At 66.4% G+C, this 26,557-nt stretch carries 30 protein-coding genes; 11 read left to right on the top strand and 19 right to left on the bottom strand.

Annotated features, from left to right (window positions below; translation table 11 throughout):
* Positions 1–36 precede the first annotated feature (36 nt).
* Positions 37–903 (bottom strand): MBL fold metallo-hydrolase, encoded by an 867-nt coding sequence (locus tag HCU64_RS04650; protein ID WP_233382580.1) that lies wholly within the window; start codon positions 901–903, stop codon positions 37–39.
* Positions 904–1,074: 171 nt separating this feature from the next.
* Here HCU64_RS04650 and HCU64_RS04645 point away from each other — a divergent pair, with 171 nt between their 5' ends.
* Together HCU64_RS04645 and HCU64_RS04640 are read left to right on the top strand one after the other, a co-directional pair.
* Positions 1,075–1,791, top strand: coding sequence for an HAD family hydrolase (locus HCU64_RS04645; protein ID WP_233382579.1), 717 nt, complete (start codon positions 1,075–1,077; stop codon positions 1,789–1,791).
* Between the two features lie 503 nt (positions 1,792–2,294).
* Positions 2,295–2,540: a hypothetical protein gene (locus HCU64_RS04640; protein ID WP_442785903.1), complete on the top strand. Its 246-nt coding sequence runs from the start codon at positions 2,295–2,297 to the stop codon at positions 2,538–2,540.
* 88 nt (positions 2,541–2,628) lie between these two features.
* On the opposite strand, the gene HCU64_RS04635 is transcribed toward HCU64_RS04640, so the two are convergent.
* The 3 genes from HCU64_RS04635 to argH all read right to left on the bottom strand — a co-directional run bounded on the left by HCU64_RS04635 (position 2,629) and on the right by argH (position 5,246).
* Positions 2,629–3,342, bottom strand: coding sequence for an invasion associated locus b family protein (locus HCU64_RS04635; RefSeq protein WP_233382578.1), 714 nt, complete (start codon positions 3,340–3,342; stop codon positions 2,629–2,631).
* 134 nt (positions 3,343–3,476) lie between these two features.
* Positions 3,477–3,764, bottom strand: a complete 288-nt coding sequence (locus HCU64_RS04630; protein WP_233382577.1) for a hypothetical protein — start codon at positions 3,762–3,764, stop codon at positions 3,477–3,479.
* A gap of 99 nt (positions 3,765–3,863) precedes the next feature.
* Positions 3,864–5,246 (bottom strand): argininosuccinate lyase, encoded by a 1,383-nt coding sequence (gene argH / locus HCU64_RS04625; RefSeq protein ID WP_233382576.1) that lies wholly within the window; start codon positions 5,244–5,246, stop codon positions 3,864–3,866.
* A 33-nt stretch (positions 5,247–5,279) separates the two neighbouring features.
* Here argH and tlpA point away from each other — a divergent pair, with 33 nt between their 5' ends.
* Positions 5,280–5,912 carry a thiol:disulfide interchange protein TlpA gene (tlpA, locus tag HCU64_RS04620; RefSeq protein ID WP_233382575.1) on the top strand — a complete coding sequence of 211 codons (633 nt, stop codon included), beginning with the start codon at positions 5,280–5,282 and terminating at the stop codon, positions 5,910–5,912.
* Positions 5,913–5,952: 40 nt separating this feature from the next.
* Here tlpA and HCU64_RS04615 read toward each other — a convergent pair whose 3' ends face one another.
* Positions 5,953–6,447, bottom strand: coding sequence for an SRPBCC family protein (locus tag HCU64_RS04615; RefSeq protein WP_233382574.1), 495 nt, complete (start codon positions 6,445–6,447; stop codon positions 5,953–5,955).
* Entirely contained in the window at positions 6,428–6,790 is a 363-nt protein-coding gene (locus HCU64_RS04610; RefSeq protein WP_233382573.1) for an ArsR/SmtB family transcription factor, read from the bottom strand. Before HCU64_RS04610 ends, HCU64_RS04615 begins: the two co-directional genes overlap by 20 nt.
* Before the next feature lie 207 nt (positions 6,791–6,997).
* Between HCU64_RS04610 and nhaA the strand changes: the two genes are divergently transcribed.
* Positions 6,998–8,218 (top strand): Na+/H+ antiporter NhaA, encoded by a 1,221-nt coding sequence (gene nhaA, locus HCU64_RS04605; RefSeq protein WP_233382572.1) that lies wholly within the window; start codon positions 6,998–7,000, stop codon positions 8,216–8,218.
* Between the two features lie 33 nt (positions 8,219–8,251).
* Here nhaA and HCU64_RS04600 read toward each other — a convergent pair whose 3' ends face one another.
* Complete coding sequence (locus HCU64_RS04600) at positions 8,252–8,593, bottom strand: hypothetical protein (protein WP_233382571.1); 342 nt, start codon at positions 8,591–8,593, stop codon at positions 8,252–8,254.
* Between the two features lie 274 nt (positions 8,594–8,867).
* Here HCU64_RS04600 and HCU64_RS04595 point away from each other — a divergent pair, with 274 nt between their 5' ends.
* On the top strand, positions 8,868–10,088 hold the full coding sequence (locus HCU64_RS04595; RefSeq protein WP_233382570.1) for a YncE family protein: 1,221 nt from the start codon (positions 8,868–8,870) through the stop codon (positions 10,086–10,088).
* A 3-nt stretch (positions 10,089–10,091) separates the two neighbouring features.
* Here HCU64_RS04595 and HCU64_RS04590 read toward each other — a convergent pair whose 3' ends face one another.
* From HCU64_RS04590 to HCU64_RS04580, 3 genes are read right to left on the bottom strand one after another with little or no spacing between them, the layout of a single operon-like run.
* Complete coding sequence (locus tag HCU64_RS04590; protein ID WP_233382569.1) at positions 10,092–10,766, bottom strand: haloacid dehalogenase type II; 675 nt, start codon at positions 10,764–10,766, stop codon at positions 10,092–10,094.
* 19 nt (positions 10,767–10,785) lie between these two features.
* Positions 10,786–12,156: a chromate efflux transporter gene (gene chrA, locus HCU64_RS04585; RefSeq protein ID WP_233382568.1), complete on the bottom strand. Its 1,371-nt coding sequence runs from the start codon at positions 12,154–12,156 to the stop codon at positions 10,786–10,788.
* 5 nt (positions 12,157–12,161) lie between these two features.
* The gene (locus tag HCU64_RS04580) at positions 12,162–13,091 is read right to left on the bottom strand and encodes a glycine--tRNA ligase subunit alpha (protein ID WP_233382567.1); all 930 of its coding nucleotides are present in this window, start codon (positions 13,089–13,091) and stop codon (positions 12,162–12,164) included.
* 188 nt (positions 13,092–13,279) lie between these two features.
* On the opposite strand from HCU64_RS04580, the gene HCU64_RS04575 reads away from it, so the two are divergent.
* From HCU64_RS04575 to HCU64_RS04555, 5 genes are all read left to right on the top strand, one after another.
* On the top strand, positions 13,280–13,486 hold the full coding sequence (locus HCU64_RS04575) for a hypothetical protein (RefSeq protein WP_233382566.1): 207 nt from the start codon (positions 13,280–13,282) through the stop codon (positions 13,484–13,486).
* Between the two features lie 53 nt (positions 13,487–13,539).
* Positions 13,540–14,229, top strand: a complete 690-nt coding sequence (locus tag HCU64_RS04570) for a DUF1223 domain-containing protein (protein ID WP_233382565.1) — start codon at positions 13,540–13,542, stop codon at positions 14,227–14,229.
* A 95-nt stretch (positions 14,230–14,324) separates the two neighbouring features.
* Positions 14,325–14,561 carry a hypothetical protein gene (locus HCU64_RS04565; RefSeq protein WP_233382564.1) on the top strand — a complete coding sequence of 79 codons (237 nt, stop codon included), beginning with the start codon at positions 14,325–14,327 and terminating at the stop codon, positions 14,559–14,561.
* Between the two features lie 150 nt (positions 14,562–14,711).
* A complete protein-coding gene (locus HCU64_RS04560) occupies positions 14,712–15,284 on the top strand; it encodes an RNA polymerase sigma factor (protein ID WP_233382927.1) in 573 nt (190 codons plus the stop codon).
* On the top strand, positions 15,277–15,927 hold the full coding sequence (locus HCU64_RS04555) for an NrsF family protein (protein ID WP_233382563.1): 651 nt from the start codon (positions 15,277–15,279) through the stop codon (positions 15,925–15,927). Before HCU64_RS04560 ends, HCU64_RS04555 begins: the two co-directional genes overlap by 8 nt.
* A gap of 10 nt (positions 15,928–15,937) precedes the next feature.
* Here the strand turns inward: HCU64_RS04555 and HCU64_RS04550 are convergent, their stop codons facing one another.
* Genes HCU64_RS04550 through HCU64_RS04535 form a run of 4 tightly spaced genes read right to left on the bottom strand, consistent with a single transcriptional unit; the run spans position 15,938 to position 19,696 of the window.
* Positions 15,938–16,240, bottom strand: coding sequence for a hypothetical protein (locus HCU64_RS04550; protein ID WP_233382562.1), 303 nt, complete (start codon positions 16,238–16,240; stop codon positions 15,938–15,940).
* A complete protein-coding gene (locus HCU64_RS04545; RefSeq protein ID WP_233382561.1) occupies positions 16,237–16,722 on the bottom strand; it encodes a hypothetical protein in 486 nt (161 codons plus the stop codon). Before HCU64_RS04545 ends, HCU64_RS04550 begins: the two co-directional genes overlap by 4 nt.
* The gene (locus HCU64_RS04540; protein WP_233382560.1) at positions 16,722–17,351 is read right to left on the bottom strand and encodes a GNAT family N-acetyltransferase; all 630 of its coding nucleotides are present in this window, start codon (positions 17,349–17,351) and stop codon (positions 16,722–16,724) included. Before HCU64_RS04540 ends, HCU64_RS04545 begins: the two co-directional genes overlap by 1 nt.
* The gene (locus tag HCU64_RS04535) at positions 17,351–19,696 is read right to left on the bottom strand and encodes an Orn/Lys/Arg decarboxylase N-terminal domain-containing protein (protein ID WP_233382559.1); all 2,346 of its coding nucleotides are present in this window, start codon (positions 19,694–19,696) and stop codon (positions 17,351–17,353) included. The genes HCU64_RS04540 and HCU64_RS04535 overlap by 1 nt, the downstream gene beginning before the upstream one ends.
* A gap of 201 nt (positions 19,697–19,897) precedes the next feature.
* Between HCU64_RS04535 and HCU64_RS04530 the strand changes: the two genes are divergently transcribed.
* Complete coding sequence (locus tag HCU64_RS04530; protein ID WP_233382558.1) at positions 19,898–20,494, top strand: DUF1287 domain-containing protein; 597 nt, start codon at positions 19,898–19,900, stop codon at positions 20,492–20,494.
* A 208-nt stretch (positions 20,495–20,702) separates the two neighbouring features.
* Here HCU64_RS04530 and HCU64_RS04525 read toward each other — a convergent pair whose 3' ends face one another.
* From HCU64_RS04525 to holA, 5 genes are all read right to left on the bottom strand, one after another.
* Positions 20,703–21,599 (bottom strand): ParB/RepB/Spo0J family partition protein, encoded by an 897-nt coding sequence (locus HCU64_RS04525; RefSeq protein WP_233382926.1) that lies wholly within the window; start codon positions 21,597–21,599, stop codon positions 20,703–20,705.
* Positions 21,600–21,628: 29 nt separating this feature from the next.
* Entirely contained in the window at positions 21,629–22,453 is an 825-nt protein-coding gene (locus HCU64_RS04520; protein WP_233382557.1) for a ParA family protein, read from the bottom strand.
* Entirely contained in the window at positions 22,450–23,085 is a 636-nt protein-coding gene (gene rsmG / locus HCU64_RS04515) for a 16S rRNA (guanine(527)-N(7))-methyltransferase RsmG (RefSeq protein WP_233382925.1), read from the bottom strand. Before rsmG ends, HCU64_RS04520 begins: the two co-directional genes overlap by 4 nt.
* A gap of 67 nt (positions 23,086–23,152) precedes the next feature.
* A complete protein-coding gene (gene mnmG, locus HCU64_RS04510; RefSeq protein WP_233382556.1) occupies positions 23,153–25,042 on the bottom strand; it encodes a tRNA uridine-5-carboxymethylaminomethyl(34) synthesis enzyme MnmG in 1,890 nt (629 codons plus the stop codon).
* Positions 25,043–25,454: 412 nt separating this feature from the next.
* Entirely contained in the window at positions 25,455–26,486 is a 1,032-nt protein-coding gene (gene holA / locus HCU64_RS04505) for a DNA polymerase III subunit delta (RefSeq protein ID WP_233382555.1), read from the bottom strand.
* Positions 26,487–26,557: the final 71 nt, after the last annotated feature.

The raw sequence follows: 26,557 nt of genomic DNA, 5'->3' as shown, positions 1-26,557 counted from the left end.
CAGCTCGTGATGAGTGGGTCGGATGGGCCCGCCGGATTAGGCTTTCAGCCTGTCCAACGGCACCGGCGCCGCGTGCGAGCGCCCTTCCAGCAAACTGTCGAGCAGCGCCAGCACCTCGGGCCTGCCGCAATTGGCGGCGGGCTCGAAGGGTGTCCAGGTCTGGGTGAAATCGAGCCGCTCGAACACGTCGCGGTAGCGCCTGAGCTCGTTCGGGGTGAGCGGCACGCCGCGCACGAAGGCCTTGTGAGCCGAGATCGTCAGCGCGCGACGGAAATCCTTCGGATCGAGCTCGAACTTGAAGGCGTCCCCGCAGAAGCAGATCTTTCGCTTGCGGTCGAACAGCACGGCGTGGCCGTCGAAATGCCCGGCCGTGCGATGCAATTCCAGCCCCGGCAGCGGCTCCAGATAGTCGTCGTAGGGCCAGGAGACCTGGAGCGCCGCGCTCCAGGTGAAGTCGGAAGCCGGCAGGCACAGTTCCGGGTCGAAGCGGTCCTGCAACTGCACCAGCGCCCCGTAGGAATGTGGGTGCGAAGCCGAGAGCACCTGCAGGCCACCGAGCCGTGCGATCTGCTCCAGCGCCGCCTCGCTGAAGACCGGACAGCCCTCGAAGCCCATGTTTCCGGCATCGGTCTGAACGAGATAGGCGCTCGGGCCGATGCCACTGACGGGATCGTTCCAGAAGCGCCAGACACCCGGCTCCAGCTCCTGCCAGTGGCAGGGAAACTCCTTCTGCGCCTGCGCTTCGCTGAGGAAGCGCCAGCCCTTCTGCGGCACGACGTGACGTGCATCGAGGCACATCGGGCAAGACGGAGGCACCTCGAAATGCCGCTGCCAGAACCCACAATTGTCGCAGGTGAAGCCGGGGAGCTTGAGCGCTCCCGCGAAGGGCAGATAGCCGGGCACGGTCGGGTCTTTCCGTCGCTGCAGAAACCGGTGGAGCGCGCGCCAGGCGAGATCTGAGCGGGCGCGTACACCCTATCTGCCGTCGAAGGGCAGGGCGAGTGGCACGGCGTTGCCAGCCTGTCTCTGGCATGCCAGGAGGCCCGCACCGAGGAAGCACGGCGCGGAGACGACATGACGGAACGGATGCGTGCGGGTTCGGATCTCGCCGAGCCGGCCGACGCCCGCCCCGCCCTGGTGATCTTCGACTGCGACGGCGTGCTCGTCGATTCCGAGCCCCTCAGCCTTTCGACCCTCACGGCCGGGCTCAACCGCATCGGCGTCGACATCGACACGGACAGCGTGCGGCGACTCTTCGCCGGCACCTCCATGACCTCGATCATGGAGCACATCGCCCGCGACTACCCGACCGTGAACGTACCCGAGGGGTTCGTGGACGCGGTGAAGACCGAGACGCTGGGCGTCTTCAACAGGGAGCTGCAGGCCATGGCTGGCGTCGCCCAAGCCATCCAGGCGCTCGATATCCCGATCTGCGTCGCCTCTAGCAGCGACCCCGTGCGTCTGCGCCACTCGCTCACGCTCACAGGCCTTCTACCGCTGTTCGGAGGCCACCTGTTTTCCTCGGCCATGGTCGAGCGCGGCAAACCGTTCCCCGATCTATTCCTCCACGCCGCTGCCGAGATGGGCGTCCGTCCGGACGATTGCCTCGTGATCGAGGACAGCGTGCCAGGCGTGACCGCGGCACGTGCCGCCGGGATGCGCGTGCTCGGCTTCACCGGTGGCGGCCATTGGGGTCACGACCGAACTGGCAGGGATCTTGCTCAAGCCGGAGCGGGGCATGTTTTCCGCGATTATCGACAGCTCGGCGCGCTGCTCGGTGGATTGCGGTAAGGGTCCCAAGCGTCTCCTAGTTGGAGGCGCGTGTTCCCATCACGCTTCCTAGTCTTGGTATGATTCTAGACCTTCAAGGCCGAAACATAGGTTGGTCCTGTCTCGGCCAGTCTCAGCGTTGGTTTCTTTTCCGATCGCAATAAAGTTCGAAAGAACATTCCGTTGACCATGGGAACCCGAATGGGCACCCTGATGTTGTGTGAGATCGTCATACCGCGGTGATTTGAAGTGGATAGCTTGCGCCGCGTCATCAAACGCTAAAGCATCACGAGGCGTCTGACGCCTCGTGGTCCTTCATCGAGGAGGACTTCCCGTGCGCTTTGCATCGAGCTTGATACGTTTTGCGAATAGTTCCCGCCGGCTGGGCCAACGCTGTCGACGCTGAAGCTTAGCGAGACTTCATAGTCTCGCATTCTGCTTTTTCGTCGTTTTTGGCCTTCGAAAGGCTGCCGGAGATCATTGAACCGATGTCAGCGTCGACCACGACTTCCATCGAGCCTACCTTGAGCACCCTCACTGATCCGACCCCGCATGATCGCATGACCGCGCGCATCATCGAGGTCGGTGAGACCACCGCCGGCATTGCCGTACCGGAGCATGGTGGCGTCCGCTTCTACTCGTCCGAGCGCAGCTTCGACACGCTCGACGGCACCCTGTTTCGAAGCTTCGAGCAGGCGACCCGCGCTGCTCGCGAGCGGTCGCGGCCGGGAGCCCGGTCGCTCCGTCAGCCGCTGCTGCAGGCTGTCTGATCGTCCGCAACCAGTCCCAGACGACACGAACGCTGCCGGCCGAGATCATCGGCACGGCGGCGTTTTCGTCGGGATTGCCGGCCGCCGCCTATTTGCACTCCTCGCGGGCGCGTTTCACAGCCTCGGCGAAGCCGCCCATCGCGTATTCGTCATTCGTCGGCTTGCCGCGCGCCGAGACAGTGCGAACGCTGGCGGTCTGCGCTTTGCCCATCTCGGCGACGATGCGAGTCTCTTCGGCTTGGTTCTGCACCCAGGCGTTCTCGTCCTTCACCACGAGACCGAAGCGCGTGCTGCCCAGCGCGATGTAGGGGTCGGTCTTGGCCGCAGTGGCCCCCGGCTTCGATTGGGCGGCAGCCGGCTTCGGCTTGAAGCCGAACATCACGGCGATCTCGTTCTGGACGTTTTCGCCCTTACGAACCGTAACGAACAGATAGCCAGTGTCGCGCGCTAGGGTCTTGGGAGTGCGAGTCTGCGGTTGGGCGATGGCGTAACAGACGCGGCCCTTGCCTTGCTGACCGTTGGTGAAGACGTTCCAATCGCCAAACGTCACGACTGGGGTGGCCTGCTGCATGCCCGGCGGCAGGGCGGGGCCCTTCGCGACCGCCTCGGGTTTCTCGTTCCGGCTGTGCCGGTTGCGACCGCGACGCCGGCCACGGCTCGGTGCCTCCTCGGCCGCAGGCGCTGCCTCCTGCGCGCGAACGCCCTCGACCGACGCCGTGGCGCTCAGGCCCGCAAGCGCGAGCAGGCCCGGCAGGGCCAATCCGAGGAGCCCGGCGGAGGCGCGGCGGTAGAGATGAGGCATGGGCAGGGTCCCGGAACGCGAACGATCGCGCAACGGAACGTGCGCAACGGTGCGATTTTACGGCGAAACGCCGCGCTGTCGCCGTAACGGCACAGATTTATCCACGAGGGGCCACCGACGGGGCGGCCATCGGCTCAGGCAGCCTGAATGTCGGCCGATAGCGTCGCGGAGGCCAAGGCAGCGGCCTGCACGTCAACCGATGGCAGCTCGGCGGTCGAGATCTCGATCACCGAGACCTGGGCCGCCTGCGCACGCTTGCTGACCGGCGGGTTGTAGGGCGTGTTGTACGCCTTGCGGATCGAGGCCCAGTACGCCTCGCGCTCGGCAGCCGAGATCCGGCTCAGACGGCACTCGATGACGGCCTTGGCAGCTTCGGCGAGAGCCGGGGTCTCTTCAGGGGTAATCCAACTCTCGACGGCCATGAACATGGGCTCCGCTACGCTTTCGCCAACCCATACGAAGCGTCAGTTAGCTGAACCATGAACGCGCCGACCTTCCACAGGTTGCCGGCGCGATTTTTTTTACACGCCGAGCTCTTGCAGCCAGCGTTCCGCCTGAGCCTTCACGTTGACCGGCGAGGTGCCGCCGTAACTGGTGCGGCTCTTCACCGAGTTCTCGACGCCGAGGATGTCGTAGATCGCATCGGTGAGACGCGGCTCGACCTCCTGCATCGCCGGCAGAGTCAGCTCTTCGAGCCCGATGCCCTGCTTGGACGCGAGGCCGACGAGACGGCCGGTGACGTGGTGCGCCTCGCGAAACGGCATGCCGAGCTCCCGCACCAGCCAGTCGGCGAGATCGGTCGCCGTGGCGTAGCCGGAGCCGGCCGCGCGCTTCATGACCTCGGCCACGGGCTGCAGGTCGCGCACCATGCCCGTCATCGCGGCGAGGCAGAGCGAGAGCGACTGCAGGGCGTCGAACGTGCCCTCCTTGTCCTCCTGCATGTCCTTCGAATAGGCGAGCGGCAGCCCCTTCATGACGATCATCAGGCCGGTCAGCGCGCCGATGATCCGGCCGGACTTGGCACGGATCAGCTCCGCCGCGTCCGGATTGCGCTTCTGCGGCATGATCGACGAGCCGGTCGTGTAGCCGTCCGAAAGCTTCACGAAGTTGAACTGTGCGGACGTCCAAACCACCAGTTCTTCAGCCAAGCGCGAGAGGTGGATCGCGCAGATCGAGGCGGAAGAGAGCGATTCCAGTGCGAAGTCGCGATCGGCGACGGAATCGAGGGAATTCGCCGTCGGCCGGTCGAAGCCGAGGGCCGCAGCCGTGGCGTGCCGGTCGATCGGGAAGGAGGTGCCGGCGAGCGCAGCCGCGCCGAGCGGGCACTCGTTCAGCCGTGCGCGAGCATCACGGAAACGGCCACGGTCGCGGCCGAGCATCTCGACATAGGCGAGGCAATGGTGGCCGAAGGTCACCGGTTGGGCCGATTGCAGATGCGTGAAGCCCGGCATCACCGTGCCGGCATGCTTCAGCGCCGTCTCGGCGAGCGCCCGCTGCAGGTCGGCGGCCTGAGCGTCGAGGGCGTCGAGGGTGTCGCGCACCCAGAGCCGCATGTCGGTGGCGACCTGGTCGTTGCGCGAGCGGGCCGTGTGCAGGCGGCCGGCGGAAGGCCCGACGATCTGCGTCAGGCGGTTCTCCACCGCCATGTGGATGTCCTCGAGCGCGCGGTCGAAGACGAATTCGCCGCGCTCTATCTCGGACTCCACGGTCTTGAGCCCGGCCTGGATCGCTGCCACATCGTCCTTCGGCAGGATCCCGGCCTCGCCGAGCATCGCGACATGCGCCAGCGAGCCGCGAATGTCCTGGGGGGCCAGCCTCTTGTCGAACCCGATGGAGGCGTTGATCTCCTCCATGATCTCGGCGGGGCCGCTTGCGAAGCGCCCGCCCCACATCCGGTTGCTCATGTCTGACGAAACCTTCCTGCCGGAGCGGATCTGATGGCGAGCCGCATGCTCCTCGCCGCCGGTGCGGCCGCCGCGATCCTCGCTGGGCTCGCCCTATACGGGACCGGCTCGAAGATCGGCAACCTCGCCGCGGCCGAGCCCTGTGCCGAGGCGAGCCCGACCGTGAAGCGGGTCGCCCCTCTCTCGCGCGGCGAAGTCGCGGCTCTCGAGACCCAGGGCGAACCGAAGCCTGCGGCCAACCTGCACTTCAAGGCGCCCGACGGGACCGACACCGATCTCACAGCGCTCAAGGGCAGGGCGCTGCTGGTCAATCTCTGGGCAACGTGGTGTGCCCCGTGCAAGGCCGAGATGCCGGCATTAGACCGGTTGCAGGCCGAGTTCGGCGGAGACCGCTTCCGGGTCGTGACGATCAACATCGAGACCCGCAACCTCGACAAGCCGCCGAAATGGCTTGCTGACAACGGCATCAAGAGCCTCGCCTATTACGGCGACCCGGCCGGCAAGGTGCTCCCCGCCGTGCAGCAGCAGACCGGCTCGACTGGCCTACCGACGACCATGTTGATCGACGCGAAGGGCTGCGAGGTCGGCGTGATGAAGGGCCCGGCCGAATGGGCGAGCGAGGACGGCAAGGCGCTGATCCGGGCGCTGATCGGCGGCGCGACTTAGTGGGCGGACTTCGCGCCGGTTGCGTTGGAGGCAGGAGCTGTCATTCGCCCCGGCCCAGGGTGACGAGAAGCTCGTCCAACTGCCCGAACTGTTCGGGCGCTGCGTCCTCCATCCCGACGAAAGACTGGTCGAGCGCTTCCTTCGAGGGATAGAGTTCCTTGAGGACCAGTTGCGTCCGGCCATCCTCCTCCTCGAAGGTCACTGTGGTCACGGCGCCCTCGTCACCGCCTTCGTCATTTGTCCAGACGAGGCGCGCGAGCGGCGACACTTCGAGATATTTGCCGAAGAAGGCCCTGGAATTAGCGGCATCGTGGCCGAACACGATGCGGTAGCTGCCGCCGGTGCGAACATCCATCTCGCAGGACAGCATGGGTACGGGGCTCGATTTCGGTGCCCACCAGAGCTTGAACAGTTCCGGCTTGGTCCAAGCATCGAAGACGAGACGAACCGGAGCGTTGAAGATGCGCGTGACGGTGAGTTCGCGCTCGGACTTGCGTTCGACTGCCGTGCGGCCGTCACCTATCCGATTGCCCATCGCGCGTTTCCTTCCGTTTGAGGGCCTCGACGACATGGTCCAACGCGTCGAAGCGTGCATTCCAGATCTGCCGACGGCCCTCGATCCAGGCCGCTTCTTCTTCGAGTCCGTGCAGGCCGAGCCGGCAGGTGCGCACGCGCCCGACTTTCTGCGTCGTGACCAGCCCCGCCTGCTCCAGGATGCAGACATGTTTCTTCATGCCCGTGAGGGTCATGTGGAATGTGTCGGCAAGCTCAGTGATGGAAGCGTCCGAACGTCCGAGCTGCTCCAGCACGCCGCGGCGAGTGGCGTCCGATAGCGCTGAGAAGGAGGCGTCGAGGCGCGCTGCAGAAAACTGTACCATATGGTTCAGTGTTAGCGTGCAGATGGGCGCTGCGCAAGGGCGCCGAGATCGGCCATCACGTGATCGGCGACCATTGGCCCTCCGAACAGCCGACCTCGGTCGAAACCGGGCGCCTGGCGTCGAAAGTCACTCATCTGACGCACGGCCTTTCGATTCCGCGAACGCCGCCCTTGTCCTGCGGGTGATGAGCGGGCAGGTCGTCTCGTCATGAAGACGCCGCCCAAGTCCGTTCGCGCCCTGCCCAAGCGCGCCCGCCGTCCCCTCTCCGCGTTGCGCTCGTTCCTGGTCAGCGAGGCGGCTGGCGGGATCGTGCTGATGGCCGCTGCCGCCGCGGCCTTGCTCGTGGCGAACTCGCCGTTGGGCGAGACCTACACTCACGCGCTCCACGCCTATCTCGGCCCGCTCAGCCTGCTGCACTGGATCAACGACGGCCTGATGGCCGTTTTCTTCCTGCTCGTCGGCCTCGAGATCAAGCGCGAGGGGCTCGACGGACGCCTGCGGACCTGGCCGGATCGGGTGCTCCCCGGCCTCGCGGCGGCCGCCGGCATGGCCGCGCCGGCACTGGTCTATCTCGCCTTCAACCTCGGAGCCGGCACGGAGCGCGGCTGGGCGATCCCTGCCGCCACCGACATCGCCTTCGCACTCGGCGTGCTGGCGCTGCTCGGGCCGCGGGTGCCGGTCTCGCTCAAGATCTTCCTGTCGGCGGTGGCGATCGTCGACGACCTCGGCGCCGTGGTCATCATCGCCCTGTTCTATACAGGCAGCCTCGACGCGACGATGCTGGCGGGTGCCGCCGCGATCCTCGTAGCCCTGTTCGTGCTGAACCGCTCGGGCGTGCGGGCGCTCTGGCCCTATCTCGCCCTCGGTGCCGTGCTCTGGGTCTTGGTACTGCGCTCGGGCGTGCACGCCACGGTGGCCGGCGTGCTGCTGGCGATGTTCGTCCCGATCCGCCCGACGCCGGGCCGTCCGGAGGACGAGACCTCGCCACTGCATCGCCTGGAGCACGGGCTCCATGCCTGGGTCGCCTTCCTGATCGTGCCGATCTTCGGCTTCGCCAATGCCGGCGTCCGGCTGATCGGCCTGCCTTTCGATGCGCTGCTCGATCCGGTCACGCTCGGCGTGGCGCTCGGTCTGTTTCTCGGCAAGCAGGTGGGCGTGGTGGCCAGCGTCGGCCTCGCCGTCGCGACGGGCATCGCCGCGCGGCCCGGCGGGGCGAATTGGGGGCAGGTCTACGGCGTGGCGCTGCTCTGCGGCATCGGCTTCACCATGAGCCTGTTCATCGGCGGCCTCGCCTTCAGCGGTGGCCTGCACGAGACCGAGGTGAAGCTCGGCGTGCTCGTCGGCTCGTTGCTTTCGGGGCTGACGGGCGCTGCCGTCCTCAAGCTCGCGACCGGACGTGGAGCCGATACGAAAAAGGCGCCCGTCTGAAGGGCGCCCGATCTCGATCCGCGTGACGACTGCTTATTCGCAGACCTCGACGCGTTTGTAGGTGAACTCGCCTTCGTCGAGCCACACCTTGCGGCGCTCGTAATGGCAGATCGGGCCGCGGGGGCGCGGGGCGACATAGACGGGCCCAGCCTCTTCTTCGACATAGACCGGACGCGGCATAGGGCGCGGCGGCGGATTGTTGTTGAGCATGGCGCCGAGCGCCACACCGCCGAGAAGGCCGGCGGCAGCGCCGCCGATCACAGCGCCCGTGTTGTCGCGCGCGTCGGCATGGCCCACGGCGGCGAGGCTGAGCGCGCCAATGACCGCGGCGCGGAGTCCGTGATGAACGAGTCCGAAGGACGTAGAGGCACGCACGATCGCTATCTCCCGATGACGTGGCGCCAAGCTAAGCAGCATTGCGCTTAACAATCAGCAAATGCGACCGGCTCACGACAGCGATTAACCCGCCTGCAGAGGGGGCTCGAGGGGCCGTCCACATGTGCCGGGCGGCACGCGAACCGGACACAGATTGCGCCATAGACCTTGCCATCGATCGGTGGTGTCGCTCCTCTTCGGTGGGAGAACGGATCGGATCGTTGAGGACCGTCCCCACGAGGGGAAGGAGAACCCAGACGTGGAAGCTCGCGCGATGACGAGATTTGGGGCCGGCCGCGTCGCGCTTCTCGCGGGCCTGCTGCTCACAACGAGCCCGCTTCGGGCGGCGCCGGCGCCCGCCTTCATGCTCGTCGGCCTCGACGGCAAAACCTTTTTCGATCCTGCGGGCGCCCGGAACGGCCCGAACGGCGCGGACGCCATCGCGTTCATCGACGTGCGGGACGAGTCCCATCCGCAGGTCGCCACCACGATGCTGCTCGACAACTCGGTCTACGGACCCCCGACCAACCTGCAGATCACGCCGGATGGACGGCTCGGCCTGGTGGCGAGTTCGGTGACAATGCGCCAGGAGGAGCCGAAGGAGGGCGAGGCCAAGGACGGAGGCGCCGGGGATCGGCCCTGGTACGCGCAGCCCGACGATCGGCTGCACGTCCTCGACCTGACCAGCGACCCGCCGCAGCTTGTTGAGACCATCACCGTCGGGCGCCAGCCGTCGGGTCTGGCGATCAACGGGGCCGGCGATCTCGCCCTCGTCGCCAACCGCGAGGGCAAGAGCGTCACCGTGCTCTCGATCGCCGGTACGAAGGTGACGCCGATCGCGACGGTGGATGTCGGCGACGAGGCTGCCGCGGTGGCGATCTCGCCGAACGGCCAGCGTGCCTTCGTCGCCAAGAATAAGGCCGGAAAGATCGGGGTCCTCAAGATCGAGGGGACCACCGTCACCTACGATCCTGCGCAGGACATGCCCGTGGGAGCGGGCGTGTACGGCATCGAGGTGACGCCGGATGCCAGGCTCGCGCTCACTGCGAACACCGGCGCCAGTCCATCCGACGGCAATGCCGACAGCGTCAGCGTGATCGACGCCAATCTCGACATACCGAAGGTGGTGGACTGGCTCGGTGTCGGCGACACGCCAGAAACCCTCGACATCGCGCCGGACGGGCGCCACGCTGCCCTCTCGGTGGTGCGCGGTTCCTCCGCGCCGCAATCGAGCCCGAATTACGGGCCGAAGGGCCTCGTCGTGCTGCTGACCATCGATTCCGACGGGTCCGTGCACGTCACCGGAGCTGCCGAGGCCGGAGCAGTTCCGCAGGGTGTCGCCTTCTCGCCTTCGGGGCGCTTCGTCTATGTCGGCAACTACGTCGATCGGACCCTGCAGGTGTTTCGCGTAGAGGGCGATGCGGTCACCGCCACCGGTGTGAAGCTGCAGCTTCCGGGGCAACCCGCCTCGCTGCGCGGACGCGCCCGCGGCTGAGGCTCAGAGCAGGCCCTCGAGATCCTTGATCACGGCGGCCGGCCGAAGTTCGGGATACTCCTCCGGCACCCCCTGGCGGTTCACCCAGACCGTCGTGAAGCCGAAGGCGGACGCGCCTGCCACGTCCCATCGGTTCGACGAGCAGAAGACGACCTCCGCAGCTGTAACACCGAGGCGATCGAGCACGAGCTGATAGGCTTTCGGCGCCGTCTTGAAGATCTCAACGTCGTCCACGGAGAGGACTGCATCGAGGCGATCTGTGAGCCCGGCGGAGGCGACAGCCCGGTCGAGCATGGATTGGTTTCCATTGGAAAATATCGCGGTGCGCTGACCCGCAGCGCGAAGCCGCGTGAGGATTGTCGGGACCTCCGGATAGGCGTCGAGGTCGCGATAGGCATCGAGCAGCGGCTGGCGCAGGGCGGGATCGACGTTGGGATGTCGAGCGAGCGCGTAGTCGAGCGCCTGTTCGGTCAGGGACCAGAAGCTCTGGTAGCGCCCGATCAGCGAGAGCACCCAGGTGTATTCGAGTTGCTTCACGCGCCACAGGCCAGACAGTGCACCAGCCTCGGGACCGACCTGCATAGCATGGCGCTGGACGGCCGAATGCACATCGAGAAGCGTGCCGTATGCGTCGAAGACGACATGTGATTTTCCGGCGAATAAACTGTGACCGGGCATGATTGAGCTCCGCAGCCGGTTAGACGATGCCGGTGAGATGTAGCGTGATGCCCATGACGGAGCAGGCGAGTAGCGTCGGGATCATCCCGATCTTGAAATACAACACGGCCGGGATCGCAGCCGCCGTGAGCATGAGAGCCGGCAGGTTCACGCTCGCGAAATCCGGCCAATCGATCGCGAGGCCAAATCCGGGCCGAAGGACCTGCACGCGCGCGAAGAGCGTATGCAGCGCGAACCAGAGAGCGAGGTTCAGGATCACCCCAACCACGGCCGCCGTGATCGCCGCGAGTGCTCCGGACAAAGCACGGTTTCCGCGCAGGGCCTCGACGTACGGCGCGCCCGCGAAAATCCAGAGGAAGCAGGGCACGAACGTGACCCAGGTCGTGAGCAGGCCGCCGAGAATCCCCGCCAGATACGGGTTGAGGCTGCCCGGTGAGCGAAAAGCCCCCAGGAAGCCGACGAATTGCGTGACCATGATCAGTGGCCCCGGGGTCGTCTCGGCCATGCCGAGCCCGTCGAGCATCTCACCGGGCCTCAGCCAGCCATAGGTCTCGACGCCTGCCTGGGCGACATAAGCGAGGGCCGCATAGGCACCGCCGAAGGTCACGACCGCCATCTTCGAGAAGAACACGGCGATGTCGGCGAAGGCGTTGCCGGGGCTGAAGAGCGCCACGAGGGCTGCCACCGGCACGAGCCATAACAGGGCGAGCACGGCGGCGATGCGCAGCGACCAGCCGACGTTGGGCCGGGCATGCTCCGGGATGGTATCGCCGAGCAGGCTGTCGACATCTAGCGGACCCGCGGCGTCCGGGGTGCCGTGACTACCTCCGGCTGCGAAGGCCGATGATCCGAGATGGGTACCGGCATAGCCGGCGAGTCCGGCCGCCAGCACGATCAGGGGAAACGGTACCGACAGCACGAAGATCGCGACGAAGGCGATCGCTGCAATCGCACGCATCACTTGGTTGCGGAGCGCGCGCGAACCGACCCGCACGACCGCCTGCAGCACGACGGCGAGCACCGCGCATTTCAGCCCGAAGAACAGCCCTGCGACAATCCCGGTCTGCCCGAAGGCAACATAGACGAGACTGAGCACCATGATCGAAACAGCGCCCGGCAGCACGAACAGGACACCGGCGATCAGGCCGCCGGCGGTCCGGTGCATGAGCCAGCCGATATAGGTTGCGAGCTGCTGGGCCTCAGGGCCGGGGAGGAGCGTGCAATAGGAGAGCGCGTAGAGGAACCGCTCCTCGCCGATCCAGCGGCGCTCATCGACCAGGATACGGTGCATCACCGCGATCTGTCCGGCCGGACCGCCGAAGCTCAGCAGCGCGATCCGCGCCCAGACCCGTGTCGCTTCGCCGAGCGTGACGCCGTGGGCCGAGCGCACCGCTTTTAGGCCGGTGCGCCGCCGGCTTCCGTCCGGAGCCAGGCCGCGCCGCAGGCCTTGGCCAGCTCGCGGACGCGCAGGATGTAGCTTTGACGCTCGGTCACCGAGATGACGCCGCGGGCATCGAGCAGATTGAAGACGTGGCTCGCCTTGATGCACTGGTCGTAGGCCGGCTGCACCATCTTGTGGCGCTGGCCCTCGCCGGGATCTCCAGCATCGAGATAGCTGCGGCAGGCTTTTTCCGCGTCCGTGAACTGACGAAACAGCATCGTCGTGTCGGCCGCCTCGAAATTATGCCGGGAGTATTCCTGCTCGGCCTGCAGGAAGACGTCGCCATAGGTGACCTTGTCCGCGCCTTCACCGCCGTTGAAGTTCAGGTCGTAGACGTTCTCGACGCCTTGAACATACATGGCGAGACGCTCGAGGCCGTAGGTCAGCTCGCCTGCCACCGGCGCGCATTCGAAACCGGCGACCTGCTGGAAATAGGTGAACTGGCTCACCTCCATTCCGTCGCACCAGCATTCCCAGCCGAGCCCCCAGGCGCCGAGCGTCGGGCTCTCCCAATCGTCCTCGACGAAGCGGATGTCGTGGAGCTTGAGGTCCACGCCAATGGCGGCGAGCGACTCGAGGTAGAGCTCCTGCAGGTTCGGCGGGTTCGGCTTCAGGATGACCTGGAACTGGTAGTAGTGCTGCAGCCGGTTCGGGTTCTCACCGTAGCGGCCGTCCTTGGGGCGGCGAGAGGGCTGCACGTAGGCTGCCTTCCACGGCTTCGGCCCCAGCGCCCGCAGGGTCGTCGCTGGGTGGAACGTGCCAGCACCGACCTCCATGTCGTAGGGCTGGAGGATCACGCAGCCCTTCGCCGCCCAGAAGCGCTGGAGCGTCAGGATCAGGCCCTGGAACGAGGTCTTGGGCGAGAGATCGGCGTCGCTCGGCATGCGCAGTCCGGGTGCGGGGAAGACGGCGCCGGTTTACGGCCGGGGCGGGGGGTGTCAAGCGAGCGCTCCGTCGGCGCCGACGGGGTGTCTCGGTTTCGGCAGACAGAGGTGGAAACCTTTGGTTAACCCTGTCGCCCGGTCGAGGTTCGGTTCTCGGCACCGCGCCAGCGCGGTGCGATTGACCCTTCATGGTCATGTCGCTTCGAACCTGGATCTCTGACCTTCGCGCGGAACGGGCCTCCGTCGATGCCGAGGCGCGCCGGCTGATCGCCCGCTACGGCAACCAGGCTCCGGTCGTCGCCCAGGCACTCGCCGGACCGGCCGGCAAGCGCCATACGGGCTTCGGCGCGAAGGTGCGCAGGCGGGTCGACCAGCTCACCAAGAAGCGCTCGTAACCGAGCCCCCTGCATCAGCGAACCTGGATGCATCATCATCCAGGGAATGTCCCATGCGCAGCCTCATGATCGCCGCGGCCCTGTTCGCGGCACCGTTCTCGGCGGCAATCTCGGCCCAGGCCGTCGAGCGGCCCGTCGTCGTCGAATTGTTCACCTCGCAGGGCTGCTCGTCCTGCCCGCCGGCGGACGAACATCTCCGACAGTTGGCGCAAGGGCGGCGAGACGTGCTGCCGCTCGCCTTCCATGTGACCTATTGGAACCGCCTCGGTTGGCGCGATCCCTTCTCACTCGAGGCTGCCACGGAGCGGCAGGCGGACTACGGTTCGCGCCTCGGCGAGACCTCCTTCACGCCGCAGGCGGTCATTGACGGGCAGACCAGCGTCGTCGGGTCGCGCCGCGGCGAGGTCGAAGCGGCCATTACCAGCGCGAGGTCCCAGGCGCGGACGGCGGTGCCGCTGACGATCAGCCGTTCGGGTGCTGGGGTAAACATCGCGGTTGGCGCCGGCCAGGGCGAAGGCCGCCTGCTTCTCGTTGGATTCGACCGCGAGCACACCACCGCGATCGGGCGCGGTGAGAATAGCGGCCGTCGGCTAACCGAGGCGAACATCGTGCGCTCGCTCCGGGAGATCGGCCGTTGGAAAGGCTCCGCTGTGACCCTGGCCGAGGCCGCGCCGGCCGGTGAGGATGCCGCGCTGATCCTGCAGGCAGCGGACGGTCGCATTCTCGGCGCCGCACGTCTGTGACGGGTCAAACGTAACCGCCGCGGTACCCCGCGCGAAAGAGCTTCAGGACGCCGAGACAGGCGTTCTCACGACACAGCCACCTTCAGGAGACCATCATGCGCCATTCCGTCGCGATCGCCGCCTGCGCCGCGTTTCTCGCCCTCTCCGCCCCGGCTTTCGCCGAGGATGCCAAGCCGGCCGGCGCTGCCACCGAGAGCATGAAGGCCGGCCACATGAAGTCCGGCTCGGGCCACACCGACTCGATGAAGAGCGATGGCGCCATGAAGAAAGACGGCGGCGCGATGATGAAGAAGGACTCGATGGAGAAGAAGGACTCCATGAGCAAGCATTGAGGCCTCCAATCGGGACAGGGTCCGATGTCCTTTGCCTCGACGGCCATGGCGGGATTTGGTAGCGACAGCTGCCGTCCCGCCGCAAAGCCGCTTTCCATCGGGCTCGGGACGTCCCGAGCATCCGGTTTGGAGAGGCACGGCAGGTCGGCCATCGTGCTCGAAGAAACCCTCTCTGCCACCATGGCGGCAGCCCAGACCGGCGACGCCGAGGCCTATCGGACGCTGCTGCGCGACTGCATGCCGGTCATCGCGGCGGCGGCCCGTTCCAAGGGCGTTCGCGGCGAGGCCGTGGAAGACGTCGTCCAGGAAACCCTGATGACGGTCCACCGGGCGCGCGGGAGCTATGATCCGGCGCGCCCGTTCCTGCCCTGGCTGCGTGCCATCGCTCAACGGCGCGCCATCGATGCCTTGCGGCGCGACGGCCGGCGGCCCCGCGAGGTCGACGATCCCATCGCCTACGAAGCCCATCCGGATGACGGTCTGCCCGAGGCCGGGCAGGGCCTCGAAGCCCGCGAACGCGAGGCTCGACTGGCTCAGGCCGTCGCTGCGTTGCCCCGGGGTCAGCGGCAAGCGGTCGAACAGCTAGGCTTGCGCGAGCATTCCCTGGCGGAAGCTTCCGCTCTCACCGGACGCAGCACGGGCGCTCTCAAGGTGAACCTGCACCGCGCCCTGAAGACCCTGCGTGCCGCGCTCGCCAAGGATCGGGAGGACGGCCATGTCTGACGGTCGCCTCGACACCCTCGTCGATCAGCTCACTGCCGATCTCAAGCCGGTGCGCCGCCTCGCAGCACCGTCGCTGCGTGCGCTGGCCTGGTTCTGCTTGCTGCCAGCCCTCTGCCTCGTGCTGATGCCGTTTGCCGATTGGCACGCGATGGTCGAGCGCCTGCACGTGCCCGATCTCTGCGTCGCCGCGATCGGCGCCGTGCTGACCTCGCTCTGCGCGGCCATCGCCGCCTTCCAGACCAGCGTGCCTGGCCGCTCCCGGCTCTGGGCGCTGCTGCCGCTGCCGTCGCTGGCGCTGTGGATTGGCGCGAGCAGCCTCGGCTGCCTGCGGGCCTGGATCGCGCCGGACTCGAACATCGCCGATGCCGCCGAGATGCGTGGCTGCCTCTACTTCCTGCTCGGCTTCTCGCTGCCGCTTTCGGTGCTCCTCGTGGTGATGCTGCGCCGGGCTGCCCCGATGCGGCCGAACCTCACCGCTGCGCTGGCAGGCCTCGCTGCAGCCGGAGCCGCAGCCGCCCTGCTGGTGCCGTTCCACCCGCACGATGCGACGGCGAGCGACCTCGCCATGCACGCGCTCGCGGTTTGCCTGATCATCGGGCTGAACGGGCTGGCGGGGGGGAGATTGCTCGACCGCGGGGCGTAGCGGCATTCCGCTACGGGCAGGACAGCTTCCCTGGAGCCAGCGAGAAAGCCTGTGGCCCGGGCATCTGCTGCGGCAACGGAACGATCTTCACCACGACCTCGCAGCCGCCGCCGCGCACGCGATAGGCGCCACCGTCGAGTCGCTCGATCGCCTCAATCGGCCGGCCGCCGAGCAGCCTGGCGCCTTCGTCGACGACACTGTGGAATTCCCGCACGCGCTGCCACTCCGGTGCGAGTGCCGCCCCGGCCGGCGCCGTAATGAGCCAGGCGGCAAGCCAGGTGGACAGGGCCATCGCTCTGCGAGCGGTTCTCATCGTGCGCCTGCATCCGGCAGGTTGGTCAAGATCGTCAGCGGCACGTCACCCCCGCCCTCCGGAGCGAAACGCGGGTTCAGGACCACCACGGCGAATACGGAGCGGTTGTCCGGGCTGATATAGGCGAAGGACCAGGTGCTTCCGTAATCGGCCAGCGGGAACTCCTTCCAGCCGCGTGCGCCGGCCAGTGCCTTCTCGTAGTGCTCCTTGATCGGAAGCGGCTCCGCATCGCTGTCGACCCGGCGGGGCAGGATGCGGAGATCTCTGCCGAAACGCGAGGCGAGCTGGTCGAGCACGTCCTTCTGGGCTTGTTTGTCGGCCGTGCGCACGACGTCGGTGAAGGCGTCGTCCTTGGCCACCGAGACGCCCGGCGCATCGGGTGGCAGCACGGCAGGTGCCTCGCTGCAGGCGGACATGAAGGCCAATGCCGTCACAGCCAGCAGCGAGAGGGCATGCCGGCGTGTCGTCGTCGTGGAAGGCATTAGGGTTCCTGGAAGGGATCGCCCGTCACCACGACCGGTTTCGGCGGCCGGTGCCAGGCGCCGGGCTGATCCTCCGATCCCGTACCCAGCGGGCACTGGACCATCACGCTGTCGCTCCAGCGCCCGAACTTGTAGCCGATCGCCGGCAGCAGGCCGACGCGCACGAAGCCGCAGGCCTCGTGGAGACGCAGGCTCGGCTCGTTCTTCGCATCGATATAGCCGATCATCTGCCGGTATCCCCCCGCCGCGCAGGCTTCGATCAAGGCCGGCAGCAAGCGGCGTCCGATGCCCGAATGCAGATGATCGGGATGCACGTAGATCGAGTGCTTCAGCGTGTAGCGGTAGGCCGGGCGTTTCCGGAATGGCACCGCATAGGCATAGCCGGCCACCAGCCCCTCGCACTCGGCAACGAGGTGAGGCAGGCGCTTCTTGCGCATGGTCTTGCGCCGACGCTTGAGATCGTCGGGGAGCAGCCGCTCCTCTTCGAAATCGCCGACATCCCCGACGCCGCGGCGGATATGGTGCTCGTAGATCGCCACCATCGCCGTCACGTCGGCATCGGAGGAGGGCCGGATCACGATGTCCGGCCAGGAGGCGGGTTTCGGCCGGGCGGCCGACGTTTCCGCCATCACGCCCCCTCGCGCAGCACGTAGGTGAAGAACCGGATGCGCCCGTCCGGCTCGACCTGGCGGTAGACGCCCTGGATCTCGGCTTCGAAGCCGGGGAACAGGTTGGCTGACCGCTCGAACATCTTGAAGTAGTCCAGCATGGGCTTGGCGCGCTCGTCGATCCGCTCGCCCGGCAGCACCGTGCCGATTCCGGGCGGGTAGACCAGAAGCAAGGTCGTCGCCACACGGCCCTCGGCCTCGGCGATCGGCACGAAGTCGACCTTGTTGCGGGTCAGCATCTGGGCGGCGGCCTTGGGCGGCATCACCATCTCGGGCAGATGCTCGGGCATGAACTGCCGCCGCTGGAGCCCCGACGTGTTGTGCTCGCGATGGAAGGCGTGGAAATCCGCGCAGAGATCGCGCAGGCGCACACCCTGGTAGCGCTGCGGCCGGCGCCGGACGAATTCCGGCATGGCCTCCTCCAGCGGCACGTTGTCGTCGTGCAGCCGCTTGAAGGCGACGAGGCCCGAGATCAGCGTGCCGGCCTTCGAGGATTCGACGCCCGGCGTCAGCAGGAAGAGCAGCGAGTTGAGGTCGTTCTTCTCGGCGACGATGCGGTTCTCGCGCAGGTACTGCGCGACGATCGGGGCCGGGATGCCGTGCTCGGCGTACTCACCCGTCTTCCGGTCGAAGCCGGGGGTGAGCACGGTGAGCTTGTTCGGATCGGTGATGGCGTAGCCGGGCGCGACCTTGGTGAAGCCGTGCCAGCGCGCGCCGGGCTTCAGCTCCCAGTGCTTCACCTCGGAGGCGAGCACGTCCGTCGGCAGGCTCTCCCAGGGCACCTCCTCGCCGTCGGCATCGATGGCGACGTCGGGCACGAAGGCGTCGAAGAACCAGCGGCGCTTCTTGTCGCCCTCCTTCTCCTCGAACTCCTTGCGGATGGCGCGCACCTTCTTGCGCCACTCGATGCCGAGCCGGATCGTGTCGTCCCACAGGATCATGCCGGAGCGGCCCTTCATCATCTGCGCGCCGACGTCGAGCGAGGCGAAGATCGGGTAGAAGGGCGATGTCGAGGCGTGGACCAGAAAGCTCTCGTTGAGGCGACGATGCTCGACGCGGCGCGTCTGGCCGCGGATGTGGCTGTCCTTGGTGTGGATCTGCGAGGCTTGGCTGAAGCTCGCGAGCTGCTTGTGGGTCGATTGCGTGGCGATGATGCCCGGCGAGGTCTCGTCGAGCCCGGTCAGACCCATGGCGAAATGGCCGGCGAAGAGCGGGTGGAACTTCATGAAGCCCGCCCAGGCCTCGTCGAACAGGATATAGTCGCAGAGGTGGCCGATCTTCTCGACGATCATCCGCGCGTCGTAGATCGTGCCGTCGTAGGTGCATTGCTCGATGACCGCGACGCGAAACGGACGCTCGCGGCTCCAGGCCTCCGGGTCGGTGATGAGCGGGTTGTTCTTGATCTTCTCGCGGATCTTGGCCTCGTCGAGGGCATCGTGAAAAATCGGACCGATCAGGCCGTAGGGATTGCGATCGGTCTCCAGGAAGATCGGGATGCCGCCGGCCAGCATCAGGGCGCCGTGATGGGCGGCCTTGTGGTTGTTACGGTCGAACAGCACGAGATCGCCCTCGGCCACCAGTGAGCCGAGCACGACCTTGTTCGAGGCCGAGGTGCCGTTGAGGACGAAGTAGGTCTTCTCGGCGCCGAAGATCTGCGCCGCCTCCTTCTGCGCCTTCAGCGCCGGGCCCTCATGGGTCAGCAGGTCGCCGAGATCGAGCACCGAGTTGTCGAGGTCATCGCGAAAAATCGCCTCGCCGAGATGCTCGACGAAGATCCGGCCGATCGGCGAGCGGTTATAAAAGATACCGCCATTATGGCCCGGGCAGGTCCAGAGCTGGTTGCCTTCCTCTGCATAGTCTACCAGCGCGCCAAAGAACGGGGTCTTCAGCGTCTCGGCATATTGCGTGACGCGGCTGACGAGACCGCGCGCGATGAATTCCGGGGTCTCTTCCGCGAGGAAGATGTAGCCGTCGATGAAGTCGAGCAGCTCGACGGGGATGTCCTCGAGCCGCTTGCGGCGGACCATGATCACGATCGGCATTTCGAGGCCGCGTTTCCTCATCATGTCGATGAGTGCCGCCGCCTTGCCATCTAGCCCGCGCTTGCCCCAGTCGACCACGAGACAGCCCACCGCCGCGTCGGTCTGTACGGCGATGGCGGCATCCTCGACGCGCCGGGCGCGCACCACTTCGAACCCGCGCTGCTCGACCGCCGCCACGATCTGACTGACACGCGCGCCTTCGAGGTCATCCGGGTCGAAGTTCGGCGTGCACATCAGCACCGTAAAACGGCGGTGGAAGTCCATGGGCGGGCGGCTCCGGTTTCGTGGAAGGCGGACAGATGCCCGTCTCACGATGACGATGCAATGACGGTGACCGAGAGAATGCTTTCCCGGCTTCACACATTACGAGGAGGCCGAGGGAACGGCCGTGCTTGGTGCCCCGCCGCACCGCCTGCATAGATCGTCCTGCGATGATGGGCGCACCGAGGGAAGGTGGTTCCTGTCATGACGGATCGATCACGACGCTGCGGAGCGTGGCTGCTCGCCTTCGTAACCCTTGCAGCCTCACCCGCCTCGGCGGACCCGAGGCTGTCCTTCGTCGCGGCGGCGCGTGCCCAGGTCGGAAGGATGGTCCTCTACGATCCCGCCTACAGGCGCATCGCCTTTCCGAACGGGGATGTGCCCGAGGATCGTGGCGTCTGCACGGATGTCGTGATCCGCGCATTGCGGAGCGCCTACGGCTACGACCTGCAACGCGAGTTGAACACCGACATCCGCAGGGAGCCGGCAGCCTATCCGAAGCGCTGGGGCCTCACGAGTGCCGACAGCAACATCGACCATCGCCGCGTGCCGAATTTGCAGGTCTTTTTCCGTCGCAGGGGTTGGGAAAAGCCGGCCACCCAGGATGCGAGGGACTATCGAACCGGCGATCTCGTGACCCAAATGCTACCCGGCAATCTACCGCATATCGCGATCGTGTCGGATCGGCACTCGGCGGAAGGGCGGCCGCTGGTGTTGCACAACATCGGTGCCGGAGCACGGGAGGAGGATACGCTTTTTGCCTTCCCGATCACTGGTCACTACCGGTTCGAAAAGCCGTGACGAGCAGTTAGATTTTGCAAAAGGTGTTTTTGTTCAGATGCTTGAGGGATCGGCGACCGTCTCCATCGCTTGCCACGGTTGCCGTACAGCGTCTCACCCGATGTGATGCGAAGCAGTCCTGGAGGACGCCTCAAAGAAACGGATGCTGAGTCCCCTTCCGAGCCCCGCTAGCGGTCAGCGCGAGGCAGAGCTGCCTCGCTCCGACCGATCACGCCGTCGCGGCGTCGAGCTTCCTGCAGAGCGCAGCGAACTCGTCCGCATTGCTGTAGCGGATGCGGATCTCGCCCTCGCCCGTCGGCTTTGCCTTCACGGCGACGCCGAAGCCCAGCGTGCGGGCCAGTGATTGCTCGAGTGTCCGGATCTCGGCGTTCTTCTCGACCACGCGCCGTGTGGTCGTCGCCTCGGATTTCTCGGCAGTGCCGGCGTCGGCTTCGGCTGCGGCGATAGCCTCGATCTCGCGAACGGACAGCCCCTCTGTGACGATGCGCTTGGCGACCGCCTCGGGATTGCGCACCGAGAGCAGTGCGCGGGCATGGCCGGCGCTGATCTCCGCATTGACGACGCGGTCCTGGATCACGGGCGGCAGTTGCAGGAGGCGGAGCGTGTTGGCGAGATGGCTGCGGCTCTTGCCGAGGATCTCGGCCAACTCGCGCTGGGTGTATTTGAACTCCGTCATCAGGCGTTCGTAGCCCGAGGCCTCTTCGATGGCGTTCAGGTCGGCGCGCTGGACGTTCTCGAGGATCGCGTATTCGAGCGAGGCCTTTTCATCGAGATGCAGGACGACGATCGGGATCTCGGTATGGCCCGCGATCTGCGCGGCGCGCCAACGACGCTCGCCGGCAACGATTTCATAGGTGCCCGGAACGTTCGGCAGAGGGCGCACGACCACCGGCTGGATGACGCCGCGCATGCGGATCGACTCGGCGAGCTCCTTCAGCTCGACTTCCGAGAAGCTACGGCGCGGATTACGCGGGTTTGGGCGCAGGAACTCCACCGCGACCTTGCGCTGCTCGCGATCGTAGCTGCCGCGTGCCTCGGTCGGGAAATCGCCGATCAAAGCTGCGAGTCCGCGTCCGAGCCGGGGCCGTGCCGCATCTTCCGCCATCATAGAGATACTCCACTACTCGCTTGTGTTCAGGCTGCTGCGGCGGGCGGCGGCATACGGCCTTCGCGCTGGATGACCTCGGAGGCGAGCCGCAGATAGGCCTGGGCACCCGCACATTTGAGATCGTAAAGGAGCACCGGCTTGCCGTGCGAGGGCGCTTCCGAGACCCGGACGTTGCGCGGGATCGTGGTGCCGTAGACCTTGTCACCGAGGAAGCCGCGCACGTCCGCCTCGACCTGGGTCGAGAGATTGTTGCGCGGGTCGTACATGGTGAGCACCACACCTTGGATCTCGAGGCGCGGGTTGAGAGCGGTCTTGACCTGATCGACCGTGCGTAGGAGCTGGCTCAGGCCCTCCAGCGCGAAGAATTCGCATTGCAAGGGCACCAGCACGGCGTCCGCGGCAGCCAGCGCGTTGATGGTCAGCAGGTTCAGCGAGGGCGGGCAGTCGATCAGAATGTAGCTGACGTTCTGCGTGGCCGGGTTCGTGTGAATGTCCCGTAGCACGCCACGCAAGCGGTGCGCGCGATCAGGCAGACTCGCCATCTCCAGTTCGAGCCCGAGCAGGTCCATCGTCGAGGGTGCCACCGAGAGGCGTGGCACCGCGGTCGGCACGACGGCCTGCGCCAGCGAGGCCTCGCCCGCCATCACGTGATAGGTCGAGATCTCGCGGCTACGCCGGTCTATGCCGAGGCCCGTCGAGGCGTTGCCCTGCGGGTCGAGATCGATGACCAGAACGGTCTCGCCGATGGCGGCGAGTGCCGTGCCGAGGTTGATGGCGGTGGTCGTCTTGCCGACACCGCCCTTCTGATTGGCGAGGGCCAGGATGCGGAGAGGCCGTCTGGGATCGCTCATGAGTCCCTGCGAGAGAGGGCCGTGATGCGCAGGATCTGCGCCTGCGGATCGGTCCGGCTCGGGATCGAATCGTAGGTCAGACTCCACTTGCCCACAGCTTCGGTCAATTCCACGGATGCATCACGTCCCTTGGGAAACAGGCCAGTTATCCCACTTTTCAACAGGGGTTCGGTCCAATCGAGAAGTTGGCTCAGGGAGGCCAAAGCGCGCGCGCAGACGACATCGGTATCGTGCTGCTCGGCGATGATCGTTTCGATGCGCGCGTTGAGCACGGTCACCGGGGCATCCGTCAGGCGAGCGGTTTCCGTGAGAAAAGCGCATTTGCGCGCATTGCTCTCGAGAAGTTTCACGTGAAACATTTCACGGTCTCGGCCGACAATCGCGAGGATCAGGCCAGGGATTCCGGCGCCGGATCCCAAGTCGAGCCAGCGAGTGGCATCGGGCATCAGCGAGAACAGTTGCAGCGCGTCTGCGATATGCCGTGTCCAGACATCCGACAGCGTTGCCGGCCCGACGAGATTTTTGACGGTCTGCCAGCGCTTCAGCTGGTCGACGTAAATGTCGAGCCGCTGCGATGTTTCACGTGAAACATTGTACTCGGCTAGAACGCGCGCCCGGTCGTCAACTGCCATCTCTTCGGACTTTGCCCCAACAGCGCTGATGCCAAGGCTGTATGGCTTTGACATTAACCCGTCCAGCTCAAGGCTGGGTGGCCGCCGCAGACGTACCCTTGCTTCGCTTGGCATGTGCCGCGAGAAGCGTCAGCGCCGCCGGGGTCACGCCTTCGATCCTCGCCGCCTGCCCGAGTGTGGCTGGGCGCACGGCTTCGAGCTTCACCCGCATCTCGTTCGAGAGACCGGCGATTGCCCCGTAGGCGAGATGGTCTGGCAGCCGAACCGCTTCGTCGCGGCGGAAGGCGGCGATGTCGGCGCTCTGTCGATCGAGATAGACCGCGTAGGTTGCGTCGGTGGTCAGCCGCTCGGCGACGCGCTGCGGAACCTCTGCCAACTCGGGCCAGACCGCGGCCAGCTGCGCCCATCCGATCTCGGGATACGACAGAAGCTGGAAGGCACTCCGACGCAAGCCATCCCGGTTGAGCGTGATGCCCTGCACAGCTGCTTCGTTCGGCGTGAGGCTGAGCGCGTCGAGCCGGGCGCGCACTGCCGTAAGAGCTGCCTGCGAGCGTGCAAAATGCCCGGCGCGACACGTGCCGACGCAGCCGAGCGAGAGGCCGCGCCCGGTCAGCCGCTCATCAGCATTGTCGATGCGCAAGGAAAGCCGATACTCCGAGCGCGACGTGAACATGCGGTAGGGCTCGCTGACACCCTGCGTGACGAGATCGTCGATCATCACGCCGAGATAGCTCTCGGCCCGGTCGAACACCGCAAGCTCCGAGCCGCCTGCCAGACGCGCCGCGTTCAGCCCGGCGACCAGACCCTGCGATGCAGCCTCCTCGTAGCCCGTCGTGCCGTTGATCTGCCCGGCGAGGAAGAGCCCCGGTAGGCGGCGGGTTTGTAGCGTGGGATCGAGTTCGCGCGGATCGACGTAATCGTATTCGATCGCGTAGCCGGGCCGGGCGATGCGAGCACGTTCAAGACCAGGGATCCCCGCGATGATTGCAGCCTGAACGTCTTCCGGCAGAGCCGTCGAGATGCCGTTTGGATAGACGGTGGTGTCGTCGAGCCCCTCGGGCTCCAGAAAGATCTGGTGGCCCTCGCGATCACCGAAACGCACGACTTTGTCCTCGATCGACGGGCAGTAGCGCGGTCCGCGGCTGCTGATCCCGCCGGAATACATCGGGGAGCGATTCAGGTTCTCGCGGATGATGTCGTGAACGCGCAACGTTGTCCGCGTCACGCCGCAGGCGATCTGTGGGTTGGTGATCTTCTCGGTGAGCGAGGAGAACGGCACCGGATCCTCGTCCGCGTGCTGCATCTCCAGTGAGGCCCAATCGATGGTGGTGCCGTCGAGCCGTGGCGGCGTGCCGGTCTTGAGGCGGCCGAGGCGAAAGGCATGGCGCTCCAGCGTCTGCGCGAGACCGATCGCCGGCCCTTCACCAACGCGGCCCGCTGGGATCTGCCGCTCGCCGATATGGATGAGGCCGCGCAAGAAGGTCCCTGTGGTGAGAACCACGGCCCGTGCATCAAGCTGGCGACCATCGGCGAGAACAATGCCGGCGACAGCACCGTCGCGCAGGATCAGGTCGTCGGCCTCGCCTTCGACCACGGTGAGGTTCTCGGTCTCGGCGATCGCCGCCTGCATCGCAGCTGCGTAGAGCTTGCGATCAGCCTGCGTGCGGGGGCCGCGCACCGCCGGTCCCTTGCGGCGATTCAGCAGGCGGAACTGAATGCCGGCGGCGTCGGCGACGCGGCCCATCAGACCATCGAGCGCATCGACCTCGCGCACCAAGTGCCCCTTGCCGAGGCCACCGATGGCGGGATTGCAAGACATTGCGCCGATGGTTGCCGCTTTGTGCGTCACCAGCGCCGTGTGCGCACCGGCGCGTGCCGAGGCGGCAGCCGCCTCGACGCCTGCATGGCCGCCACCGACGACAATGACATCGAAGTCTCGGAAAAAGGTCTCGGACATGGGCGTGATTAGGCGCCTCGAGGTCGGATCGTCAACGGAACCGGTTGTTCGAGGCAATGGCCAGCGGCTCGCCATTATTGCGTGTACAGCAAAGCAATGACGCCTTTGATCAGCAAAGCCGAGTGTTGGCGCGGCTCTGGCATCCTCATTGCTTCATAGGGCCAAGCAGCCTCTGCCTTTGCTGGTCCTCGCGGAGAAGAGAGCTGTTTCCCGGTCGACGATGACCGTGGTCTCATCGATGAGACGGAGGCAGGTGGATGGGTGTGGTGACGATCGGCCTTGGGGCGATGCTATGCGGCAGTGGCGCCGTGGCTCATTTTGCGGACAAGAATCGGCATAACGAGACCCTGCTCGCTCTTGGGGGCTTCTGCTTCCTCCTCGCTGGATTGTTCATCACCCGCTCTGGCCACTTCTAGCCCCGCCGCCGCGCAGCCTCTCCGGCGATCCTCAGGAGCGCCGAGGAGGCATGCGAATGAGCTAGGCCAGCATCGGCCCGCCGGCAGGCTAGGACGGCCTCCTGGAGCGCGGCAACGGCCTGCCGCAGGGCGCCGGGTGACCAGCGAGCGAGTTGCGTTTCGACGAGCCCTTTCCTCCGGAAATGCAGGCCGCGCCAATTGGCGACCAGGGTCGCGGCATTGGCGCTCGGATCGTCGAGCTTGGAACTGAGCAGGGCGAGGGCGTGCCGCAAGGCCGCGCCGAGCATTGCCGAGGGGTCGAGACCTTCCTGCCGGAAGCGGCGCGCCTCGCGCTCGGCCTCGGCCATCCGCCCGGCGAAAACGGCATCGATCAGCGTGTTGAGGACGCTCGCCCCGACGTCGCTGACGATCGCCTCTACGTCGTCCAGCTCAACGCGCTCGCGGCCTTGGGCGTACAGCGCCAGCTTGTCGATCTCCGAGAGACTGGCGCGGCGGTCGGCGCCAAGGCTCTGGGCCAGCAGATCGCGCGCGTCGCGATCGATGCCGAGGCCGCGCTCACGCAGGGTCGTCTCGATCAACTCAGACAAGGTCCGAGCGTCGTCGGAGTAACAGGGGATGGCCAGCGCCCGGGATGACTTCTCGCAGAGCGCCCGCAGCGGCGAGGACTTCTGGAGGTCGCCGGCCTCGACAACGATGCGCGCGCCTTCCGGCTCGGCCTTGAGCACGGCATCGACCGCGGGCGCGTAGTTGCGGGAGCCCGAGCGAACCCAAATCGTTCGGCTGTCTCCGAACAGGCCGATGGTGCCGGCCTCATCGACGAGGCGGCCAGGATCGGATGAGAGCGTGTCTCCGTCGAGCTTCACCAGAGCAAAGGGATCGTCCGGATCAGCCGCCATACCCTTGACCAGGCGGGCGGAGCGTTCGGCGACGAGGCCGACATCCGGGCCGTAGACGAGGACGAGCAGGATACGAGGATCGGGGCCACGCCGCAGCAGCCCCTCGATGTCGCCGGGACGGACGGCCGTCATGCCGGACGCTCGCCGTCATGGCTTCGCTGTGCTCGCAATGACGGCGCGCAATCCCCGACCGACCGATTCAT

Source organism: Methylobacterium sp. C25 (assembly GCF_021352225.1).
In the GTDB taxonomy this organism is placed as follows: Bacteria; Pseudomonadota; Alphaproteobacteria; order Rhizobiales; family Beijerinckiaceae; genus Methylobacterium.
The sequence above is the reverse complement of the archived record's forward strand: the minus strand, read 5'-3'. Positions and strand labels throughout refer to the sequence as shown.

Coding starts and splice junctions, on each gene's coding strand:
- HCU64_RS04645 (WP_233382579.1), top strand. CDS start 1,075: ATGACGGAACGGATGCGTGCGGGTTCGGATCTCGCCGAGCCGGCCGAC.
- HCU64_RS04555 (WP_233382563.1), top strand. CDS start 15,277: ATGTCTGACGGTCGCCTCGACACCCTCGTCGATCAGCTCACTGCCGAT.
- HCU64_RS04565 (WP_233382564.1), top strand. CDS start 14,325: ATGCGCCATTCCGTCGCGATCGCCGCCTGCGCCGCGTTTCTCGCCCTC.
- argH (WP_233382576.1), bottom strand. CDS start 5,246: ATGAGCAACCGGATGTGGGGCGGGCGCTTCGCAAGCGGCCCCGCCGAG.
- nhaA (WP_233382572.1), top strand. CDS start 6,998: ATGAAGACGCCGCCCAAGTCCGTTCGCGCCCTGCCCAAGCGCGCCCGC.
- HCU64_RS04580 (WP_233382567.1), bottom strand. CDS start 13,091: ATGCCGAGCGACGCCGATCTCTCGCCCAAGACCTCGTTCCAGGGCCTG.
- HCU64_RS04525 (WP_233382926.1), bottom strand. CDS start 21,599: ATGGCGGAAGATGCGGCACGGCCCCGGCTCGGACGCGGACTCGCAGCT.
- HCU64_RS04540 (WP_233382560.1), bottom strand. CDS start 17,351: ATGGCGGAAACGTCGGCCGCCCGGCCGAAACCCGCCTCCTGGCCGGAC.
- HCU64_RS04635 (WP_233382578.1), bottom strand. CDS start 3,342: ATGCCTCATCTCTACCGCCGCGCCTCCGCCGGGCTCCTCGGATTGGCC.
- HCU64_RS04575 (WP_233382566.1), top strand. CDS start 13,280: ATGGTCATGTCGCTTCGAACCTGGATCTCTGACCTTCGCGCGGAACGG.
- HCU64_RS04595 (WP_233382570.1), top strand. CDS start 8,868: ATGACGAGATTTGGGGCCGGCCGCGTCGCGCTTCTCGCGGGCCTGCTG.
- HCU64_RS04545 (WP_233382561.1), bottom strand. CDS start 16,722: ATGCCTTCCACGACGACGACACGCCGGCATGCCCTCTCGCTGCTGGCT.
- HCU64_RS04610 (WP_233382573.1), bottom strand. CDS start 6,790: ATGGTACAGTTTTCTGCAGCGCGCCTCGACGCCTCCTTCTCAGCGCTA.
- HCU64_RS04550 (WP_233382562.1), bottom strand. CDS start 16,240: ATGAGAACCGCTCGCAGAGCGATGGCCCTGTCCACCTGGCTTGCCGCC.
- tlpA (WP_233382575.1), top strand. CDS start 5,280: ATGGCGAGCCGCATGCTCCTCGCCGCCGGTGCGGCCGCCGCGATCCTC.
- HCU64_RS04570 (WP_233382565.1), top strand. CDS start 13,540: ATGCGCAGCCTCATGATCGCCGCGGCCCTGTTCGCGGCACCGTTCTCG.
- HCU64_RS04615 (WP_233382574.1), bottom strand. CDS start 6,447: ATGGGCAATCGGATAGGTGACGGCCGCACGGCAGTCGAACGCAAGTCC.
- rsmG (WP_233382925.1), bottom strand. CDS start 23,085: ATGGCAGTTGACGACCGGGCGCGCGTTCTAGCCGAGTACAATGTTTCA.
- HCU64_RS04520 (WP_233382557.1), bottom strand. CDS start 22,453: ATGAGCGATCCCAGACGGCCTCTCCGCATCCTGGCCCTCGCCAATCAG.
- HCU64_RS04535 (WP_233382559.1), bottom strand. CDS start 19,696: ATGGACTTCCACCGCCGTTTTACGGTGCTGATGTGCACGCCGAACTTC.
- HCU64_RS04530 (WP_233382558.1), top strand. CDS start 19,898: ATGACGGATCGATCACGACGCTGCGGAGCGTGGCTGCTCGCCTTCGTA.
- HCU64_RS04590 (WP_233382569.1), bottom strand. CDS start 10,766: ATGCCCGGTCACAGTTTATTCGCCGGAAAATCACATGTCGTCTTCGAC.
- HCU64_RS04630 (WP_233382577.1), bottom strand. CDS start 3,764: ATGGCCGTCGAGAGTTGGATTACCCCTGAAGAGACCCCGGCTCTCGCC.
- mnmG (WP_233382556.1), bottom strand. CDS start 25,042: ATGTCCGAGACCTTTTTCCGAGACTTCGATGTCATTGTCGTCGGTGGC.
- holA (WP_233382555.1), bottom strand. CDS start 26,486: ATGACGGCCGTCCGTCCCGGCGACATCGAGGGGCTGCTGCGGCGTGGC.